The following is an 18283-nucleotide window of genomic DNA, read 5'->3' on the forward strand; positions in this document are numbered from 1 at the left end:
GGCGGGGAGCCGGGCCGGACGTCGCCCGGCCCGGCTCCTCGCTCAGACCGGGAGGACGGTCGGGACGATCATCGGCCGACGCCGGTAGGTGGCGGCGACCCAGCGCCCCACCACGCGCCGCACCGCCTGGGCGATGCGGTGGGTGTCGTTGATGCCCTCCGCCTCGGTGCGGGAGAGCTCGTTCTCCACGAGGGAGACGACCTCGTCGAGCGCCTTCGGGTCGTCGGAGAACCCCCGCCCGGAGACGGTGGGCGGGGCGACGGCGCGCCCGGTGGCGGCCTCCACGGCGACGGTGATGGCGATGAAGCCGCCCTCGCCGAGGATGAGCCGGTCGGACAGGGTGGACTCGCCGACGTCGCCGACGGAGAGGCCGTCGACGTAGACCTGGCCGACCTCGACGCGCCCGGTGCGGCCCGCCAGGCCGTCCACGAGGTCGACGACGACGCCGTTCTCCGCGAGGACGACCCTGTCGGCGGGTACCCCGGTGAGTTCGGCGAGTTCGGCGTTGGCCCGCAGGTGCCGCCACTCGCCGTGCACGGGCATGACGTTCGTGGGGCGCACCGCGTTGTAGAGGTAGAGCAGCTCGCCGGCCGAGGCGTGCCCGGAGACGTGGACCTTCGCGTTGGCCTGGTGGACGACGTTGGCGCCGAGGCGGGTGAGGCCGTTGACGACGCCGAACACGGCGGTCTCGTTACCGGGGATCAGGGAGCTGGCCAGGACGACGGTGTCCCCTGGTTTGATGCTGATCTGGCGGTGTTCTCCCCTGGCCATCCTGGAGAGCGCCGAGAGCGGTTCGCCCTGGGAGCCGGTGGAGACGAAGAGCACCTGGTCCTCGGGGAGCCGCATGGCGGCGTCGAGGTCGACCAGGAGGCCGTCCGGCACCTGGAGCAGACCGAGGTCGGCTGCGACGCCCATGTTGCGGACCATCGAGCGGCCGACCAGGGCGATGCGCCGGCCGTGCGCGACGGCGACGTCGAGGACCTGTTGGACGCGGTGCACGTGGCTGGCGAAGCAGGCGACGATGACCCGTTGGGTGGCCTTGCCGATGACGCCGTCCAGCACCGGGCCGATGTCCCGTTCGAGGGGGACGAAGCCGGGCACCTCGGCGTTGGTGGAGTCGACGAGGAACAGGTCGACGCCCTCGTCGCCGAGCCGCGAGAACCCGCCCAGGTCGGTGAGTCGTCCGTCCAGCGGTACCTGGTCGAGTTTGATGTCCCCGGTGTGCAGCACGGTCCCGGCGGGTGTGCGCAGCGCGACGGCCAGCGCGTCCGGGATGGAGTGGTTGACGGCGAAGAACTCGCAGTCGAAGGCACCGTGCCTGGTGCGTTCCCCTTCCCGCACCTCCCGCATGTGGGGGGTCTGCCGGTGTTCCTTGCACTTGGCGGCGAGCAGGGCCAGCGTGAACCGGGAACCGACGACGGGCAGGTCCGGGCGCAGTCGCAGCAGGAAGGGGACGGCGCCGATGTGGTCCTCGTGCCCGTGGGTGAGGACCAGCGCCTCGATGTCGTCGATGCGGTCCTCGATGGCGCGGAAGTCCGGGAGGATCAGGTCCACGCCTGGGGCGTCGTCCTCGGGGAAGAGGACACCGCAGTCCACCACCAGCAGCCGGCCGTCGTACTCGAAGACGGTCATGTTCCGTCCGACCTCGCCGATGCCGCCCAGGGCGACCACCCGCATCCCGCCCTCGGCCAGTGGTGGTGGCGGGCTGGTGGGGCCGGGTCCCCGGTGCGGTGGCAACGCCTGGTCGGGTGCGGTCAGCGGTGGCAGGGAGGTTTCGGTCACTGGCTTGCCACCCCCGCGACGGTGTCGGGGTTGACCAGGACGAGGCCGGCCTCCCACAGGTCGGCGGTGATGAGCCGCACGTCCTCCTCGGAGGCGGGTGGCAGCGGGAGTCGGGGTTGGCCCGTCTCGTAGCCGCAGAGCCGCAGCGCCGTCTTGCTGAAGATCACTCCGCCCAGCTGGTTCATCGACCGGTACACGGGGAGGAGGCCGTGGTGGACCTCGCGCGCCTTGGCCAGGTCGCCGCCCTCGAAGGCGTCGAGCATGACGCGGAGCCGGTCGGCGACGACGTGGCCGATCACGCTGACGTACCCGACGGCGCCCACGGCGAGCCACGGCAGGTTGAGGGGGTCCTCTCCGGAGTAGTAGGCGAGGTCGGTGGTGGCCATCACCTCGCTGCCGGCCCACATGTTGTGCTTGGAGTCCTTGACCGCGAGGATCCTCGGGTGTTCGGCGAGGGTGCGCAGCGTGTCGACCTCGATGGGCACGACGGAGCGGGGCGGGATGTCGTAGAGCATCACCGGCAGCTCGGTCGCGTCGGCGACGGCGGTGAAGTGGCTGACCAGCCCGTCCTGGGGCGGTCGGGAGTAGTAGGGGGTGACCACCAGCAGGCCGTGCGCACCGGACTTCTCGGCGTCCCTGGCGAGCTGCGTCGAGTGCGCGGTGTCGTTGGTGCCGGCGCCGGCCACGATGGTGGCCCGGTCGCCGACGGCGGCGACGACGGCGCGGATGAGCTCGGCCTTCTCCTTGTCGGTGGTGGTGGGGCTCTCCCCCGTGGTGCCGTTGACGACGAGACCGTCGTTGCCCTGGTTGTCGATCAGGTGTACGGCCAGTTCCTGGGCCAGGTCGAGGTCGAGGGCGCCGTCGGCGTCGAACGGCGTCACCATTGCGGTGAGCACCCGGCCGAAGGGCCTGCCGGGCGAGGCGGTGGGACATCCGGTCATGCCCATGACGCTACCGCCTCACCCCCGGGTCGGGCGGCAGCGGCAGGCGACAGCTCGCCGTGTGGAACCCGGCACCGCGCGTGCCCGCCCTCGTGGCGGGTTCACGGGCGCTGGCCAGCGGGTTCACCCTCCACGAGGTAGCCGGCGGCGGCGAGGGCCCGGCGGGCGCCCGGGAGGCGGTCGGACGTCACCAGCGGGTAGTCGGTGTCGAAGGTCGACACGGCGAACAGGGCTGACGCCGGCCTCGGCGAGGGTGGTGGCCAGGCCGGCGAGCACGCCGGGGAGGGAAAGGTCCGGGGGCCGTCGACGGCGAGCAGCCGCCAGCCCGGTTCGACGGCGGGTGCGGTGGGGGCGCCCGCCGCGGGGCGCACCACCGACAGCTCCGCCTCGGTCCTGGTCAACCGACACCAGGCCCGGACCGGCCAGGGCGGCCGGGGGTGTCGGGTGGGTAGCGCGGGATCAGGTGGTCGCGTGGGTCGGTGGTGAGCCGGAGCGGTCGGTGGGCCGGGAGGCCGTTCCCGGTGCCCGAGGTCGCCTCGGGTCAGCCCTCGGTGACGTAGGGGCTGGAGGCGATCTCGGTGCCGTCGGGCAGCGCCGAGATCTCGAAGTCGCCGAACACGTTGGGCACCGCCTTGTGGAGCTGGCGGAGGCACTCGACCGCGAGCGCGCGGATCTCGACGTCGGCGCTCTCGGTGGCCCGCATGGCGATGAAGTGCCGCCAGGCGCGGTAGTTGCCGGTCACCACGATGCGGGTTTCGGTGGCGTTGGGCAGGATCGCCCTGGCGGCCTGCCTGGCCTGCTTGCGGCGCAGGGTGGCGTTGGGCAGGTCGGCGAACTTCTCCTCCAGCCCGGCGAGCAGCTCGTTGTAGGCGGCGACGCTGGCCTCGGCGGCGGCCTGGAACCTCGCGTGGAGCTCGGGGTCCTCGGCGATGACGTCGGGTTCGACCATCGCGGCCTTGCGCTCGGGCACGTACCGCTGGGAGAGCTGCGAGTAGGAGAAGTGGCGGTGCCGGATGAGCTCGTGGGTCAGCGAGCGGGAGACGCCGGTGAAGTAGAAGCTGACGGTGCCGTGCTCGAGGACCGACAGGTGGCCCACCTCGAGGATGTGGCGGAGGTAGCCGGCGTTGGTGGCGGTGGCCGGGTTGGGCTTGCGCCAGGACTGGTAGCAGGCGCGGCCGGCGAACTCGGCGAGCGCCTCACCGCCCTCGGCGTCCGTCTCCCAGGGCACGTCGGCCGGCGGAGTGAACTCCGTCTTGGCGATCAACTGCACCTTCGGCGACACCAGCTCGGTCACGGCCCAACGACTCCCTCAACGATCGGCTCCGGACCGCTTCCCGATCCGGGCGGCGGCTTGCAGCCCGCCCGGCAGCCTAACCGCCCTGCTCTCGGGGCCTTCGAGGTGGGAGGAGGAGCCCGATCGGGCGGGGGTCCGGCGAGGGTCCGACACGGCGACGACACCACCCACCCTCCCCTGATGACACCACCTGTGCGTCAATTTCCCCTTGAATGACGCCATCGGTGATGTCATAGTGGTGTCATGGATCTCTCACCGTACGTCGCTCAACTGAGGAAGGACCTCGCCTCGGCGGCCTCCGCCGGGGACGAGGAGACCAGGCGGGCGGCCACGCTGCTGGCCGGAGCGGTGGAACCCGCGGTCCGACTGGCGCTGATGAACGCGCTCTCCGACCTCGCCGCCGAGGTCACGTCGAACCTGGACGACCACGTCGTCGACGTGCGGATCAGCGGGCGGGACGTCAACGTCGTCGTCACCCCGGTCGGTGGTCCCGCCACCGAGTCGGCCGAGCACCCGGAGTCCGCTCCCCCACCCCCGCCGCCCCCGCCCCCGCCCCCCGCCGAGGGTGACATCAGCCGGATCACCCTGCGACTGTTCGACGAGATCAAGTCCAAGGCCGAGCAGGCCGCCGCGACGCAGGGCGTCTCGCTGAACTCGTGGGTCGCCCAGGCGGTGCAGGGTGCCCTGCACGGCCCCTGGAGCGGTCAGGCGCACCGGGGAGGTCCACCTCCCCGGGGTGAGCGGCCCGGCGGGCAGGAGGACCGGCGTGGGACCGGGCGGGACCGGGACGGCGACGGCGGGGTGCACGGCTGGGTTCGAGGCTGAGCCCTTCCTCCCCCCTGCCGCCCGCACCGAGGGCGCCGCGCGCGCCCCTCACCCACCCCCTCCCCGCCTCCAAGGCGACGACGACCGTGAGGACGACGATGACGACCGACAGCGACCACGACGGGCAGGCCAGGCAGGCCCGGTACCGACGGGTGGAGTTCGAGGCCGACGGGCCCGTGGACCTGGACATCGGCGTCGCCGACTGCGACGTCACCGTCGAACTCGGCGGTGCCAGCGGCGGTAGCGCCGAGCTCCGACACGCTCCCGACCGGGGGGCCGGGTGGGCCGGCGGCCTCCTCGACATCGTCGGCTGGGCCACCGAGCGGGCCGAGGGCGACTCGGTCGACCTCGCCGCCAAGGCGATCGAGCGCACCCGGATCGACCACGGTGACAACCGGCTCCTGGTCCGTTCACCCCAGAGCCTGCCGCTGCGGTCAGTTCCGATGTCCCTGCTGGTGCGGGTACCCAGCAGCTCCAGGGTGACCGTGCGCACCGAGACCGGGGACGTCACCGTGACCGGGGAGGCCGCCGGGCTGGACCTGCGGGCGGGCACCGGCGAGGTGCGCGCCGACGCCTCGGACGGCCGGGTGGACGTCGGCAGCGGCGCTGGGCGGGTCCGGCTGACCCGCGTGCGGGGCGAGACGACGGTGCACAGCGGGGCCGGCGAGGTGGAACTCACCGAGGTGAGCGGGCGGACCGCCATCCGCACCGGCCTGGGCAGGGTGCGGTTGGGCACCGTGCGCGGCGACGTCACGGTCCGCTCCGGCGCCGGCGATATCACCGTCACCGAGGCCGTCGAGGGCAACCTGCGGCTGACCACGGGCACCGGCCAGCTCCGGATCGGCATCGCCAGGGGTGTGCACACCGAACTCGACGTGCACGCCCCCCTGGGCGGCTTCCGCAGCGCGCTCGCCGTGTCCGACCGCCCACCCTCGGACGGCGAGGTCGGTCTGCGCGTACGGGCCAGGTCCGGCATGGGTCGGGTGCTCGTGGCCAGCACCGGGGACTCCTGACCGCCGGTGAACCGGCGGGCCCCGCACGGGCCGCGGGCGGGGTCAGCCCCCGCCCGAACCCGCTACGGCCCGGGCGAGGGGATCCGCGAGGTCCCCTCGCCCTCCCACCACGACACCGTCGAGCTCCAACCACTCCGCCATCTCCCGCAGGGCTCCCGCGAGCTCCGCGGCGGTCCTGGCCACCGGTCGGCCTTCCTCCAGGAACGCCCCGGGAACCCGCAGCACCCCGGCGGCCCGGTCCGCCTTGAGGTCGACGCGGGCGACGAGTTCACCGTCGAGCAGGAACGGGAAGACGTAGTACCCGTGCACCCGCCTGCTCTCGGGCACGTAGATCTCGATGCGGTAATGGAAGCCGAACAGCCGCTCCGCCCGCTCCCGTCGCCAGATCAGCGGGTCGAACGGGCACAGCAGCGCGCGGCCCTCCACGCGACGGGGAACGCTGGCGCCCGGCAACCGGTAGGCGGCCCGGTCCCAGCCGCGCACCTCGACGGCCTCCAGCGATCCGGCGTCCACCAACTCCGCGACGGCCGCCTTCGACGCCGAGGTCGGCAGGCGGTAGTAGTCACGCAGGTCTGGTTCCGTGGCGACGCCGAGGGCCCCGGCCGACCGCAGCACCAGTTCCCGCGCGGCCTCGTCCCGGTCCGGCGGGGTCCGGGCGAACGCGGTCGGGGGGAGCACCCGTTCGGGGAGGTCGTAGCGCCGTTCGAAGGACCGCCGGGTGCCGGTGGTCAACGCGCCCACCCCGAACAGGTACTCGCACATGTTCTTGGTGTCACTCCGGTTCCACCACCCGCCGCGCGACCCCGAACCGGCGCCCGTCAGCTCCCGTTCCAGCGCGCCCGCGCTGATCGGTCCCAGGCGTTTGACCGCGTCGAGCACCTCGTCGGCGAGTCCCGGGGAGCGTTCCTCCAGCGCCGCCCGGTGGTGCTCGTACCGCTGGCGGTAGGCCTCCCGCCGCCAGCCCAGGAGTGGCCAGTCCGCGACGGGCACGAGGCTGGCCTCGTGCGCCCAGTCCTCGACGAGCAGCCGGGGCCGGGCGGGGCTGTCGGTCCAGGCGGCGTCGTCGAGCAGCGCCCGGTCGTAGGGACCCAACCGACTCAGGACCGGCATGTAGTGGGCTCGTACGGCGACGTTGACCGAGTCGAGCTGGAGCAGCCTGACCCGCTTCAGCACCCGCTTGAGGTGGTGCCTCGTGGGTCTGCCGGTGGGTCGGGCGTCGGTGAACCCCTGCGCCCCGAGCGCGAGCCTGGTCGCGGCCGAACCACTCATCGTCTGCACAGTCCGGGGATGCTGTCACGGGGGACCGACAACCACGGAGGCGGCCCACCGGCTGGCGCCTTCTCCCACGCCCTCTGGCCCGGGGACGGGCGACAGGGTCCGCCGGGTCCCAGCCCCGTGGAACTCCTCGGCCCGGCCCGCGCGCCGGCGTCGCACCACCCCGCCCTTTCCGCGCTCGGGGACCTCACCCCCGTGCCGCGCCCTGCCGAGAACCCCGACCCGTCGGGGTGGCGCCGCGACGGCCCCGCCCGGGGGCCACTCGTCCGGGCGGTGCGGGATACGTTGGTGCGCATGGCCGTAGCCGATGTTCGACCAGCCGTGACCGCGGACGCCCGTGAGATCACGAGGATTCAGCGGGTCACCTGGCAGGCCGCCTACGCGGACCTGCTGCCGCCCGAGGTGCTGGCCACCCTGGACACCCCGGACGCCGAGGAGGCGTGGCGGGAGGCGCTGGCCCAGCCGACGGCCCGGGTGTTCGTCGCCACCGAGGGCGAGTGGACGGTCGGGTTCTGCGCCGCCGGGCCCGCGCCGGCCGAGGCCGTCGCCTCCGCCGACGGCGCCCTGCCCGAGGACTCCGACCGGGTGGGGCTGGTCAGCGTGCTCCTCGTGGAACCCCGTTGGGGGCGGCGAGGGCACGCGGGACGGCTGCTGGCCGCCGCGGGCGAGGCCCTCCGCGGCGAGGGGGCGGAGCGGGGGGTGACCTGGCTCCCCCAGTCCGACACCGCGTCGGAGTCCTTCTACCGGAAGGCCGGTTGGGAACCGGACGGCACGGCCCGCACCCTCGACGCGGGTGGTCGCCCCTTCCGGGAGGTGCGGCTCACCGGCCCGTTGGACATCCCGCTCGTCGAGCGGGGCGGCGGGGCCGGTGGCGTCCCGTCGGACGCCGACCCGAGGTGAGCGCCCTCAGCCCGTCGTCCCACGTTCCAGGTCGACCGCGCGCCGCATGGCCTCCCGGGCCCGGCGGCGGTCGCCGGCCAGGTCGTAGGCCCTGGCGAGTTTGAACCAGCTGCGCCAGTCCCCCGGCGCCTCGTCGAGCTCGGCCCGCCGGGCCGCGAAGAACTCGTCGGCGGCGTCCCGCTCGATCCGGCCGGAGGGCATGGTCGGCAGGTGGGACTCGTCGGGAAGCCCTCCCTCGGCCACGATGCGCTCCCCCAGCCGGGCCGTGCGGGCCCCGAACCGCCAGGTGGCGACGACCATCCACACCCCGAGCAGCGGCAACGCGAGCACCGCCGCACCGAGGAGCACGGCGACCGGGTCGCCGGAGGTGACCAGCAACCACGCCCGACCGGCCAACAGGACCAGGTAGACGACGAGGGCCGCCGTGAGGACGACGGCGGCGGCCCGAGCCCTCACCGGAGCCCCAACAGCGGGTCGATGCCCACCGTCACCCCGGGCCGGGCCCCGACCTCGCGGACGGCGAGCAGCACACCGGGCATGAACGACGACCGGTCCACCGAATCGTGCCGGATGGTGAGGGTCTCCCCTTCCGACCCGAAGAGCACCTCCTGGTGCGCGACCAGCCCGGAGAGGCGGACCGAGTGCACGGGAACCCCGGCGATGTCGGCGCCCCGGGCCCCGGGCACCTGCTGGGTGGTCGCGTCGGGGGCCGCTCCGAGGCCGGCGTCCCGCCGGGCTCCGGCGATCAGCCGGGCGGTGCGGTCGGCGGTGCCGGACGGCGCGTCGACCTTGCGCGGGTGGTGCAGTTCGATGATCTCGGCCGACTCGTAGTGCCGGGCGGCGAGCTCGGCGAACCGCATGGCGAGGACGGCGCCGATCGCGAAGTTCGGCGCGACGAGCACGCCCACCCCCGGGTGCTCGGCCACCAGCTCCGACAGGCTCGCCAACCGCTCGTCGTCGAACCCGCTGGTGCCGACGACGGTGTGGATTCCGTGGTCGACGCAGAACCGGATGTTGGTCATGGTGACGTCGGGCCGGGTGAACTCCACCACCACCTGGGCGCCCGCCCCGGTGAGCCGCTCCAGGGGGTCGCCGGAGTCGAGCGCCGCGACCAGTTCCAGGTCCGGGGCGCCCTCCACTGCCTGGCACACCTGGGAACCCATCCGGCCCCGAGCGCCGATCACCCCAACCCGAACCGGTCCGGACGGCTGGTCAACAGTGCTCACCTGATCACCTCGTGCACTTCGGCTGGGAGTTCGTCGGGGTGAGAGTACGGGCCGACCACGGCGACGCTGAGCGGGCGGCGCAACAACTCCGCGGCCAGCGCGGACACGTCCTCGACGCGGACCGCGTCGATCATGGCCAGCTCCTCGGAGACCGGCAGGTGGGTTCCGTAGTTCAGTTCGCCCTTGCCCAGGCGGGACATCCGCGACCCGCTGTCCTCCAGGCCGAGCACCAACCCACCCCGGAGCTGCCCTCGTCCTCTGGCCACCTCGGCGTCGGTGAGGCCGCCCTCGGCGACGTCGGCGAGCACCGAACGCACGACCCGGACCACCTCACCGAGCCGCGCCGGCTGGCAACCGGCGTAGACGCTGAAGCTGCCGGTGTCGGCGTAGGAGGCCACCGACGAGTAGACCGAGTAGGCCAGGCCACGCCGTTCCCGCACCTCCTGGAAGAGCCGGGAGCTCATGCCGCCGCCCAGGGCCGCGCTGAGCACCCGCTGTGTGAACCTGCGGTCGTCGTGCCGGTGGATCGAGGGCATGCCCAGCATCAGGTGGGCCTGCTCGCTGTCGGCGTGTTCGAGGACCAGGCGTCGCCGGCCGGGGATCTCCGCGACTCCCCGCCGCGGCCCGACCGGCACCTCCGCCCCGGCGAGCCGCCCGGCGAGTGCCTTGCCGACCAGGGTCACGACCTCGTCGTGGTCCACGTTGCCGGCCACCGCCACCACCATGTGCGGGAGGGTGTACCGGCGGCGGTAGAAGCCCTGGAGGGCCGAGGCGGTCATCCCGGTGATGGACTCCTCGGTGCCCAGCACCGGGCGGCCCAGGGCGTGGTCCCCCAGGACCGTGGTGCAGAACGCCTCGTGCAGGAGGTCCTCGGGATCGTCGTCGCGGATCGCGATCTCCTCGAGGACCACGCCGCGTTCCACCTCGACGTCCCGGGGGCTGATCAACGCGTCGAACACGACATCGCAGATCAGGTCCACCGCCAGCGGCAGATCGCTGTCGAGCATGTGCGCGTAGTAGCAGGTGTGCTCCTTGGCGGTGAAGGCGTTCAGCTCACCACCGACGGCGTCGGCCTCCTCGGCGATCTCCGCCGCGGTCCGGCGCGCCGTGCCCTTGAACAGCAGGTGCTCCAGGTAGTGGGCGGCGCCGGCCACCTCGGGTTCCTCGTCACGAGAACCCGTTCCGACCCAGATCCCCACCGAGGCCGAGCGCACTCCCGGCACCCGCTCGGTGAGCACCCGCAGGCCACCGGGCAGGACGCTGCGGCGGACGAGGTGCCCGTCGGGTCCGCTTTCCAGCACCGTTCCGCCGTCGAGCGACGAGGCATTGGCTTCCATCCAACTCACCACCGGGACTCCACGCCAGACAGGTGACCGCGGGCGCCTCCGGAGGCGCCCGCGGTCAGGGTGTGCCACGTCGTCACTTGTCGGCGGGCGCCTCGGCGGGCTCGCTGCTCGCCTGCTCCTCGTCGGACACGAGGACCAGGCTGATCTTGCCGCGGCTGTCGATGTCGGCGATCTCCACGCGGAGCTTGTCGCCGACCTTGGCCACGTCCTCGACCTTGCCGATCCGCTTGCCGTTGCCGAGCTTGGAGATGTGGATCAGGCCGTCCTTGCCGGGCACCAGCGAGACGAAGGCCCCGAAGGCGGCCGTCTTGACGACGGTCCCGAGGAAACGCTCACCGACCTTCGGCAGCTGCGGGTTGGCGATCGCGTTGATCTTGTCGATCGCCGCGTCCGCGGACGGGCCGTCGCCCGCGCCGACGTAGATCGTGCCGTCGTCCTCGATGGAGATGTCGGCGCCGGTCTCCTCGGTGATCGAGTTGATCATCTTGCCCTTCGGGCCGATGACCTCACCGATCTTGTCCACCGGGATCTTGATGCTGGTGACGCGCGGGGCGTAGGGGCTCATCTCGTCGGGCCGGTCGATCGCCTCGGTGATCACCTCGAGGATGGTCACCCTGGCGTCGTAGGCCTGCCGGAGCGCCTGGGCCAGCACCTCCGAGGGGATGCCGTCGAGCTTGGTGTCCAGCTGGAGGGCGGTCACGAAGTCCTTCGTGCCGGCGACCTTGAAGTCCATGTCGCCGTAGGCGTCCTCGGCACCGAGGATGTCGGTCATCGCGACGTAACGGGTCTCCCCGTCGACCTCGTCGGACACCAGACCCATCGCGATGCCGGCAACCGGGGCCTTCAGCGGAACACCGGCGTTGAGCAGGGACAGCGTCGACGCGCAGACCGAACCCATCGAGGTGGACCCGTTGGAGCCGAGCGCCTCCGACACCTGCCGGACCGCGTACGGGAACTCCTCGCGGGTGGGCAGCACCGGCACCAGGGCGCGCTCGGCGAGCGCGCCGTGGCCGATCTCCCGCCGCTTCGGCGAACCGACCCGACCGGTCTCACCGGTGGAGTAGGGCGGGAAGTTGTAGTGGTGCATGTACCGCTTGGTGGTCTCGGGCGCCAGCGTGTCCAGCGTCTGCTCGAGGCGGAGCATGTTCAGCGTGGTGACGCCCAGGATCTGCGTCTCACCCCGCTCGAACAGCGCGGAGCCGTGCGCCCGGGGGATCACCGACACCTCGGCGCCGAGGCTCCGGATGTCGGCCAGGCCACGGCCGTCGATGCGGACCCGGTCCCGCAGCACCCGCTGCCGGACCAGCTGCTTGGTCAGGGAGCGGAACGCGGCCGAGATCTCCTTCTCCCGACCGGCGAAGGCCTCGCCCTCACCGACGCCGACCTTCTCGACCGCGGCCTGCTTGACCTCGCTGATGCGGTCCTCGCGCTCCAGCTTGCCCGAGATGGTCAGCGCCTGCGCAAGGTCGGCCGAGGCGACCCGCTCGACGGCCTCGTAGGCGTCCTGCTCGTAGGCCGGGAACACCGGGAACTCCAGGCGCTCCTTGCCCGAGGAGTCGGCCAGCGACTGCTGGGCCTCGCACAGCACCCGGATGAAGGGCTTGGCGGCCTCCAGGCCCTGGGCGACGACCTCCTCGGTCGGGGAGGGGGCGCCCTCGCCGACCAGCTCGATCGTGCGCTCGGTGGCCTCGGCCTCGACCATCATGATCGCGACGTCGTCACCGACGATCCGGCCGGCGACGACCATGTCGAAGACGGCCTCTTGGAGCTGCTCGTGGGTCGGGAACGCCACCCACTGGCCCTGGATGAGGGCGACGCGCACGCCGCCAATCGGGCCGGAGAAGGGCAGACCGGAGAGCTGGGTCGACGCCGAGGCGGCGTTGATGGCCAGCACGTCGTACAGGTCGCCCGGGTTCAGGCTCATCACGGTGACGACGACCTGGACCTCGTTGCGCAGCCCGTCGACGAAGGAGGGCCGCAGCGGCCGGTCGATGAGCCGGCAGGTCAGGATCGCGTCGGTGGAGGGACGGCCCTCCCGGCGGAAGAACGAACCGGGGATCCGCCCGGCCGCGTACATCCGCTCCTCGACGTCGACGGTGAGCGGGAAGAAGTCGAAGTGCTCCTTCGGCTGCTTCGAGGCGGTGGTCGCCGACAGCAGCATCGTCTCGTCGTCCAGGAAGGCGGCGACGCTGCCGGCGGCCTGCTTGGCGAGCCGGCCCGTCTCGAAGCGCACCGTCCTGGTGCCGAACTTCCCGTTGTCGATCGTCGCGGTGACTTCGGTGAAGTCGTTGTCCGTCACAGGTTCTCCTCATCTGCGACGCGTCCGACGCCACCAGGGGTCGCGGTCCACTCGAGGCCGGTCTTCGATCGAAGCTCCCGGGCCGAGCTGCCCGAAAGCCACTACCGAGGACCGGCGGACAGGTCTCCCCGTGGTCGGTTCGGCGCGTTCGCTCTGTGGTTGTCTCCGCCCGGGGGGACCCGGCCGGTGTCGTTCTATGTGCCGAGGGGGAGCAGCCGACTCGGCTGCTCCCCCTCGGCCTGGCGTCATCGACGCAGTCCGAGCCTACTGATCAGGGACCGGTAGCGCTCGATGTCCACCTTCGTCAGGTAGTTGAGCAGCCGGCGGCGGCGGCCGACCAGCAGCAGCAGACCACGACGGGAGTGGTGGTCGTGCTTGTGGGTCTTCAGGTGCTCCGTCAGGCCCGTGATGCGCTTGGTCAGCATCGCGACCTGGGCCTCGGGGGACCCGGTGTCGCTGTCGTGCAGGCCGTACTCGCCGAGGACCTGCTTCTTCTCGTCGGTGGACAGTGCCACGTGTCATCTCCTCACAGATTTCCGTGCGGCCCCTGGACACGGTGACGACGACCCCAGCCCGGACGGAGGACACACCGACGTCGTCGGCACGGCCATCCGCCCTGTTCCCGCTGGTTCCCGTCGGCTCCTCATGCAGGTCATGCGCCTGGTCGCGCAAAGCCACGCCGGGGTAAGACGGTCACGGCCGCCACGGAACGCAGCCGGACCCGGCCGTCACGATAGCACTCCCCACGTCAGAACGTACGTTCTGGCACGCGGACGCATCCCCCTCCGCTGGTCACGACGCCCGTCGGTCCCCGCTGCCCCGGGAGGGCGCTCACGGCGCCCCCGGAGGAGGGCCCAGGGCGATCCGCTGGTAGGCGGAGTAGCGGGGACGCTCCCGAGCGTCGCTGCGCACGACCAGGACCTCCTCGGGGGTCCACCACCGGCCGGCGTACGACGTCAGCGCCGTCAGCGCTGCCAGGTCGGGGGTCGCGCGCCGGGGCCACCGGGCGAGGGTGACGTGCGGCCGGTACTCCCCGGGGTCGGACTCCCCGACGGCGGCCACGAGGGCCGACAACGCCGCCTCGTCCTCTGGGCCCGCGCCCTCGACCCCGGCCCAGAGCACGCCGGGGAAGACCCCGGCACCGGCGATCCGCACCGTGGGGGCGCGACGACCGCCGAGCGCGGCCCGCAGTCCCGCCGCCAGCCTGGCCGGGTCGGTCACCTCACCGTGGAAGCCGAGGGTGACGTGCCACTCCCGTTCCGGCACCGGACGAGCCGGGGCGGGGACGACCGCCTGCTCGCCGGGGCGGAGGGCGGCCGCGAGATCACGAACCACGTCGTCGGGTGGCCACAACGCGGTGAACAGCCGCACGGGACCCCGTCACTCCCTGGCCGCGTAGCGCAGCAGCCGGGCCAGCTTCGGGTACTTCTCCTCGATCAGCTCGGCCGCGCCGACCAGTTCGTCGAACGAGGCCGTCTTCGCCAGGAAGGTCAACGTGACCTGCTCGCCGGTGCCGTCGTCGACGGGCAGCGAGCCCCGCCCCACGGTGGGTCGGGACGCGCGCACCTCGTCGAGCGCCCGTTGCAGGGCCTCCCGTTCGCCGGTGGAGACGTCGGGGGTGAGGACCTTCCGCTCCAACATGACCAACCTGGCCAGCACGGCGGGGTTGCCGATCTTCGCCCGCCGGCCGCTCATCACCTGGCTCAACATCGGCGCGCTGATGCCGAGGACGTCGGCCAGCTGGGCCTGGGAGATGCTGTAGGCGACGACGAGCCGTCGCACGCGGTCGCCGAGTGGTTCCCCGTACCACTCGCGTTGCAGCGCGAGGTTGCGCTGGACAATCTGCTGCTCCTCCACGTTCCCGCTCCCTGGCCGTGTCATCGTCGTCAGGCTGGCCACCCAGACGTATCCTGCCAGGTCAGTTCCGCCTCGAGGTGGGCAACCGACAGGTTGGGGCCACGTCACCTCCCCCGCACCCGGCGCCATCGGCCCAGGTGGGCGGTCGACACGAGGAGCGCGGACGGTCAGCGCCCGTCGCCGACCAGCTCCCGGGTCCGGACCACGTCCCGCTCCATCTGCTCGACGAGCGCGTCCACCGAGTCGTACCGCTCCATGTCCCGCAACCGTTCGACGAAGTCGAGTTCCACGTGCTCGCCGTAGAAGTCCTCGTCGGCGTCCAGCACGAAGGCCTCGACCCGGCGCTCCGAACCGGAGAACGTCGGATTGGTACCGACCGAGACCGCGGCGGGGCGGACCCGGGCCGGATGCGGTTCGGTGCGCTTGCGGTGGCCGAACAGGCAGGCGTAGACCCCGTCGGCTGGGACCGCCGCGTGCGGGGCGGTGGACAGGTTCGCGGTCGGGAAACCGAGGTCACGGCCCCGGCCCTCACCCCGGATCACCACTCCCTCCAGTCGGTGGGGGCGGCCCAGCGCCGCCGCGGCCTCGCCCACGTCGCCCGCCGCGACGCAGGACCTGACGTAGGTCGAGGAGAAGGTCACCCGCTCCGTGGACAGGAGTTCGGTGCCCTCGGTGGTGAAGCCGAACCGGCGGCCCAGGCGGTTGAGCAGGGCGACGTCCCCGGCGGCGCGGTGGCCGAAGGTGAAGTTCTCGCCCACCACCACGGTGGCGACGTGCAGCTGGTCGACGAGCAGCCCGTGGACGAACTCGTCAGCGGGCATCCGCGCGAGCTCCTGCGTGAAGGGGATCACGCAGAAGACGTCGACCCCCAGCTCCTGCACGAGTTCCGCGCGGCGTCGCAGGCTGGTGAGTTGCGCCGGATGACTGCCAGGGCGGACGACCTCGGCGGGGTGCGGGTCGAAGGTCATGACGACGCTGGGGATGCCCTGCTTCCTGGCCTGTTCCACAGCGGTGCCGATGAGTCGCTGGTGGCCCCGGTGCACACCATCGAAGATCCCGATGGTCACCACGCAGCGACCCCAGTTGCCAGGGAGTGATTCCAAGCCACGCCAGCGTTGCATGACACGCAGACTACGACGGCGGTCCGCCCCGCCGCCCCCGGGTGGAGGCGGCGGCGGTCCCGGCCTGGTCAGCCGCCGGAGCCGGCCAGCACCACCAGCGGCCGGGTCACCCCGCCCTCCTCGGTGACCAGCGCGACCACCTTCCCGTCCGGGGCGAAGACCCCGTAGGCACCCCGCCGCCCGGTCGGGGAGAGACGTTGGCCGTGCGCCAGCGCCGTCGCCTCGGCCTGGTTGACCTCGCGCCGGGCGAAGGCGGTGGCCACGGCGTCGTCCAGGCCCATCGACAGGCCGGGTTCCGCCTCCACCTGCTCCAGGGTGCGAGCGCTGACGATGCCGAACGGGCCCACCCTGGTGCGGCGCAGCTCGCCGAGGTGGCCGCCGACGCCGAGGGCCGCCCCCAGGTCCCGGGCGAGCGCGCGGACGTAGGTGCCGGAGGAGCACTCGACCAGGACGTCGAGCTCGGTGGTCGCGGCGAGCCGGCGCACCGCGAGCAGGTCGAAGCGGTGGACGGTGACCGGCCGCGGCGGCAGTTCCACCTTCTCCCCCGCGCGGACCAGTTCGTAGGCGCGGCGGCCGGCGATCTTCACCGCGCTGACGGCGCTGGGCACCTGCTCGATGTCACCGGTCAACGCGGCGATGCCCGCGCGGATGGCCTGCTCGTCGACGTCGGCCGCGGGCGCTTCGCCGAGGGTCTCGCCCTCGGCGTCGTCGGTGGTCGTCGAGGCTCCCAGCCGGATCGTCGCCAGGTACGCCTTGGTGTCGAGCGCGAGGTGCCCGAGGAGCTTGGTCCCGCGTTCCACGCCGAGGATCAGCACACCGGTGGCCATCGGGTCCAGGGTTCCCGCGTGGCCGACCTTGCGGGTGCCGAGGAGGCGGCGGGCCCGGTCCACCACGTCGTGCGAGGTCATGCCGGAGGGCTTGTCCACGACGAGCAGCCCGGAAGGGGCGGTCGGACGACGGTCACGGGAACGGGAGGAACGGTTCGCGCCTGGCACGGGCGCACATACTGCCCTAACCCGCCGTCGGGTCCACGGCCCGGGGTCGGCACCCGGGCCGCGTCCGGCACGGGTGTCAGCGGGTCGCGCCGGTGATCGCCCACCGCCCCGACCTGACCCGCCCGAGCACCGCCGCCAGCCGCAGCAGCATGAACGCCGCCAGTCCGGTCCAGATCCCCCGCAGGCCCCAGCCCATCGCCATGGATGTCCAGATCAGGGGCAGGAACCCGACGAGGGCGCTGATCAGCGTCGCCGTCCGCAGGAAGGCCGCGTCCCCCGCGCCGAGCAGGACCCCGTCCAACGCGAAGACCACGCCGGCGACCGGTTGCAGCGCCACGAAGAACCACCACGCGCCGGGCACCTCCGCCAGCACGGCGGCGTCGGGGGTGAACACACGGGGCAGGACCTGGGACACCGCCGCGAAACCGAGGGCCAACACCGCGCCGAAGACGAACCCGTAGAGCGCGACCTGGCGGGCCACTCCCCGGGCCTGCCGGGCGTCGGACCTGCCGAGGGCCGCCCCGACCAGTGCCTGCGCCGCGATGGCCAGCGAGTCGAGGACCAGCGAGAGGAAGGTCCACAGCTGGAGCACGATCTGGTGGGCGCCGGCGGCCGCCACGGAGTGCCGCGCGGCGACGGCGGCCGCCGAGAGGAAGCAGGCCTGGAAGGCGAGGCTGCGCAGGATGAGGTCGCGGCCCATCCTGAGCTGGGCGCGCATCACCGCGGGTTCCGGGCGCAACGGCACCCGTTCCCTGGCCAGGGCGTGGAAGAAGAACCCGGCGGAGATCGTCTGGGCGACGACGTTCGCCACGGCGGAGCCGTTGAGCCCCCAGCCCGCGCCGTGCACGAGCAGGGGGCACAGGACGGCGGAGATCCCGTTGCCCACGAGCACGTACCGCAGCGGGCGGAAGGTGTCCTGCACGCCCCGCATCCAGCCGTTGCCGGCCATCGTCACCAGGATGAGCGGCGCTCCGAACAACGCGATCCGCAACCAGCCGACGGCGGCGTCGGCGACCTCCCCCGGGCCGGCGAGGGCGTTGGCGATCGGAACGGCCAGCAGCTGGCCGACCACCACCAGGACCGCGCCGACGGCGAGCGCGAGCCAGGTGGCCTGCACCCCCTCGGCGACGGCCTCGGCACGCCGACCCGCGCCGTAGAGCCGGGAGGCCCTGGCGGTGGTGCCGTAGGAGAGGAAGGTGAGCTGCGTGGAGACCTGGGCCAGCACGATGGCGCCGATGGCCAACCCCGCGAGGGGGACGCCGCCCAGGTGACCCACGACGGCGGTGTCCACCAGCAGGTACAACGGCTCGGCGGCGAGAACCCCCAGCGCCGGCACCGCCAGCTTCGCGAGCTTGCCGGGGCTGACCCGGTCTCCGACCTGTGACACGCGGACCTCGTAAGGTGTGAAC

The 18283-nt window shown here is 72.8% G+C and carries 18 protein-coding genes; 3 read left to right on the forward strand and 15 right to left on the reverse strand.

Features of this window, described 5'->3' with window-relative positions:
- Positions 1–42: 42 nt before the first annotated feature.
- From ACOJVX_RS17990 to thyX, 4 genes are all read right to left on the reverse strand, one after another.
- The gene (locus ACOJVX_RS17990; RefSeq protein WP_103057119.1) at positions 43–1677 is read right to left on the reverse strand and encodes a ribonuclease J; all 1635 of its coding nucleotides are present in this window, start codon (positions 1675–1677) and stop codon (positions 43–45) included.
- Between the two features lie 101 nt (positions 1678–1778).
- On the reverse strand, positions 1779–2723 hold the full coding sequence (gene dapA, locus ACOJVX_RS17995; RefSeq protein ID WP_051314255.1) for a 4-hydroxy-tetrahydrodipicolinate synthase: 945 nt from the start codon (positions 2721–2723) through the stop codon (positions 1779–1781).
- Positions 2724–2824: 101 nt separating this feature from the next.
- Positions 2825–3124, reverse strand: a complete 300-nt coding sequence (locus ACOJVX_RS18000; protein WP_051314221.1) for a hypothetical protein — start codon at positions 3122–3124, stop codon at positions 2825–2827.
- Between the two features lie 140 nt (positions 3125–3264).
- Positions 3265–4017, reverse strand: a complete 753-nt coding sequence (gene thyX / locus ACOJVX_RS18005; protein WP_026419982.1) for an FAD-dependent thymidylate synthase — start codon at positions 4015–4017, stop codon at positions 3265–3267.
- Between the two features lie 243 nt (positions 4018–4260).
- Between thyX and ACOJVX_RS18010 the strand changes: the two genes are divergently transcribed.
- Together ACOJVX_RS18010 and ACOJVX_RS18015 are read left to right on the forward strand one after the other, a co-directional pair.
- The gene (locus ACOJVX_RS18010; protein ID WP_026419981.1) at positions 4261–4842 is read left to right on the forward strand and encodes a toxin-antitoxin system HicB family antitoxin; all 582 of its coding nucleotides are present in this window, start codon (positions 4261–4263) and stop codon (positions 4840–4842) included.
- 98 nt (positions 4843–4940) lie between these two features.
- Positions 4941–5855 carry a DUF4097 family beta strand repeat-containing protein gene (locus tag ACOJVX_RS18015; protein ID WP_051314220.1) on the forward strand — a complete coding sequence of 305 codons (915 nt, stop codon included), beginning with the start codon at positions 4941–4943 and terminating at the stop codon, positions 5853–5855.
- 42 nt (positions 5856–5897) lie between these two features.
- Here ACOJVX_RS18015 and ACOJVX_RS18020 read toward each other — a convergent pair whose 3' ends face one another.
- Positions 5898–7133 (reverse strand): winged helix-turn-helix domain-containing protein, encoded by a 1236-nt coding sequence (locus tag ACOJVX_RS18020; RefSeq protein ID WP_422646942.1) that lies wholly within the window; start codon positions 7131–7133, stop codon positions 5898–5900.
- A 291-nt stretch (positions 7134–7424) separates the two neighbouring features.
- Between ACOJVX_RS18020 and ACOJVX_RS18025 the strand changes: the two genes are divergently transcribed.
- Positions 7425–8030 (forward strand): GNAT family N-acetyltransferase, encoded by a 606-nt coding sequence (locus ACOJVX_RS18025; RefSeq protein WP_035292812.1) that lies wholly within the window; start codon positions 7425–7427, stop codon positions 8028–8030.
- A 6-nt stretch (positions 8031–8036) separates the two neighbouring features.
- On the opposite strand, the gene ACOJVX_RS18030 is transcribed toward ACOJVX_RS18025, so the two are convergent.
- The 10 genes from ACOJVX_RS18030 to ACOJVX_RS18075 all read right to left on the reverse strand — a co-directional run bounded on the left by ACOJVX_RS18030 (position 8037) and on the right by ACOJVX_RS18075 (position 18261).
- A complete protein-coding gene (locus ACOJVX_RS18030; protein WP_026419979.1) occupies positions 8037–8486 on the reverse strand; it encodes a hypothetical protein in 450 nt (149 codons plus the stop codon).
- Positions 8483–9256, reverse strand: coding sequence for a 4-hydroxy-tetrahydrodipicolinate reductase (dapB, locus tag ACOJVX_RS18035; RefSeq protein WP_026419978.1), 774 nt, complete (start codon positions 9254–9256; stop codon positions 8483–8485). The genes ACOJVX_RS18030 and dapB overlap by 4 nt, the downstream gene beginning before the upstream one ends.
- Positions 9253–10593 (reverse strand): M16 family metallopeptidase, encoded by a 1341-nt coding sequence (locus tag ACOJVX_RS18040; protein ID WP_026419977.1) that lies wholly within the window; start codon positions 10591–10593, stop codon positions 9253–9255. The genes dapB and ACOJVX_RS18040 overlap by 4 nt, the downstream gene beginning before the upstream one ends.
- 82 nt (positions 10594–10675) lie before the next feature.
- On the reverse strand, positions 10676–12901 hold the full coding sequence (locus ACOJVX_RS18045) for a polyribonucleotide nucleotidyltransferase (protein WP_030225424.1): 2226 nt from the start codon (positions 12899–12901) through the stop codon (positions 10676–10678).
- Positions 12902–13146: 245 nt separating this feature from the next.
- The gene (gene rpsO, locus ACOJVX_RS18050) at positions 13147–13416 is read right to left on the reverse strand and encodes a 30S ribosomal protein S15 (RefSeq protein WP_016699485.1); all 270 of its coding nucleotides are present in this window, start codon (positions 13414–13416) and stop codon (positions 13147–13149) included.
- 316 nt (positions 13417–13732) lie between these two features.
- On the reverse strand, positions 13733–14272 hold the full coding sequence (gene thpR, locus ACOJVX_RS18055; RefSeq protein ID WP_035292737.1) for an RNA 2',3'-cyclic phosphodiesterase: 540 nt from the start codon (positions 14270–14272) through the stop codon (positions 13733–13735).
- Positions 14273–14281: 9 nt separating this feature from the next.
- Complete coding sequence (locus ACOJVX_RS18060; protein WP_026419975.1) at positions 14282–14758, reverse strand: helix-turn-helix domain-containing protein; 477 nt, start codon at positions 14756–14758, stop codon at positions 14282–14284.
- Between the two features lie 167 nt (positions 14759–14925).
- Positions 14926–15879: a bifunctional riboflavin kinase/FAD synthetase gene (locus ACOJVX_RS18065; protein ID WP_081715617.1), complete on the reverse strand. Its 954-nt coding sequence runs from the start codon at positions 15877–15879 to the stop codon at positions 14926–14928.
- Between the two features lie 68 nt (positions 15880–15947).
- On the reverse strand, positions 15948–16874 hold the full coding sequence (truB, locus tag ACOJVX_RS18070) for a tRNA pseudouridine(55) synthase TruB (RefSeq protein WP_026419973.1): 927 nt from the start codon (positions 16872–16874) through the stop codon (positions 15948–15950).
- Between the two features lie 76 nt (positions 16875–16950).
- Complete coding sequence (locus ACOJVX_RS18075; RefSeq protein WP_026419972.1) at positions 16951–18261, reverse strand: MATE family efflux transporter; 1311 nt, start codon at positions 18259–18261, stop codon at positions 16951–16953.
- Between the last annotated feature and the right edge of the window lie 22 nt (positions 18262–18283).

The sequence above is a fragment of the Actinoalloteichus caeruleus genome (assembly GCF_049311605.1).
Classification (GTDB): domain Bacteria; phylum Actinomycetota; class Actinomycetes; order Mycobacteriales; family Pseudonocardiaceae; genus Actinoalloteichus_B; species Actinoalloteichus_B caeruleus.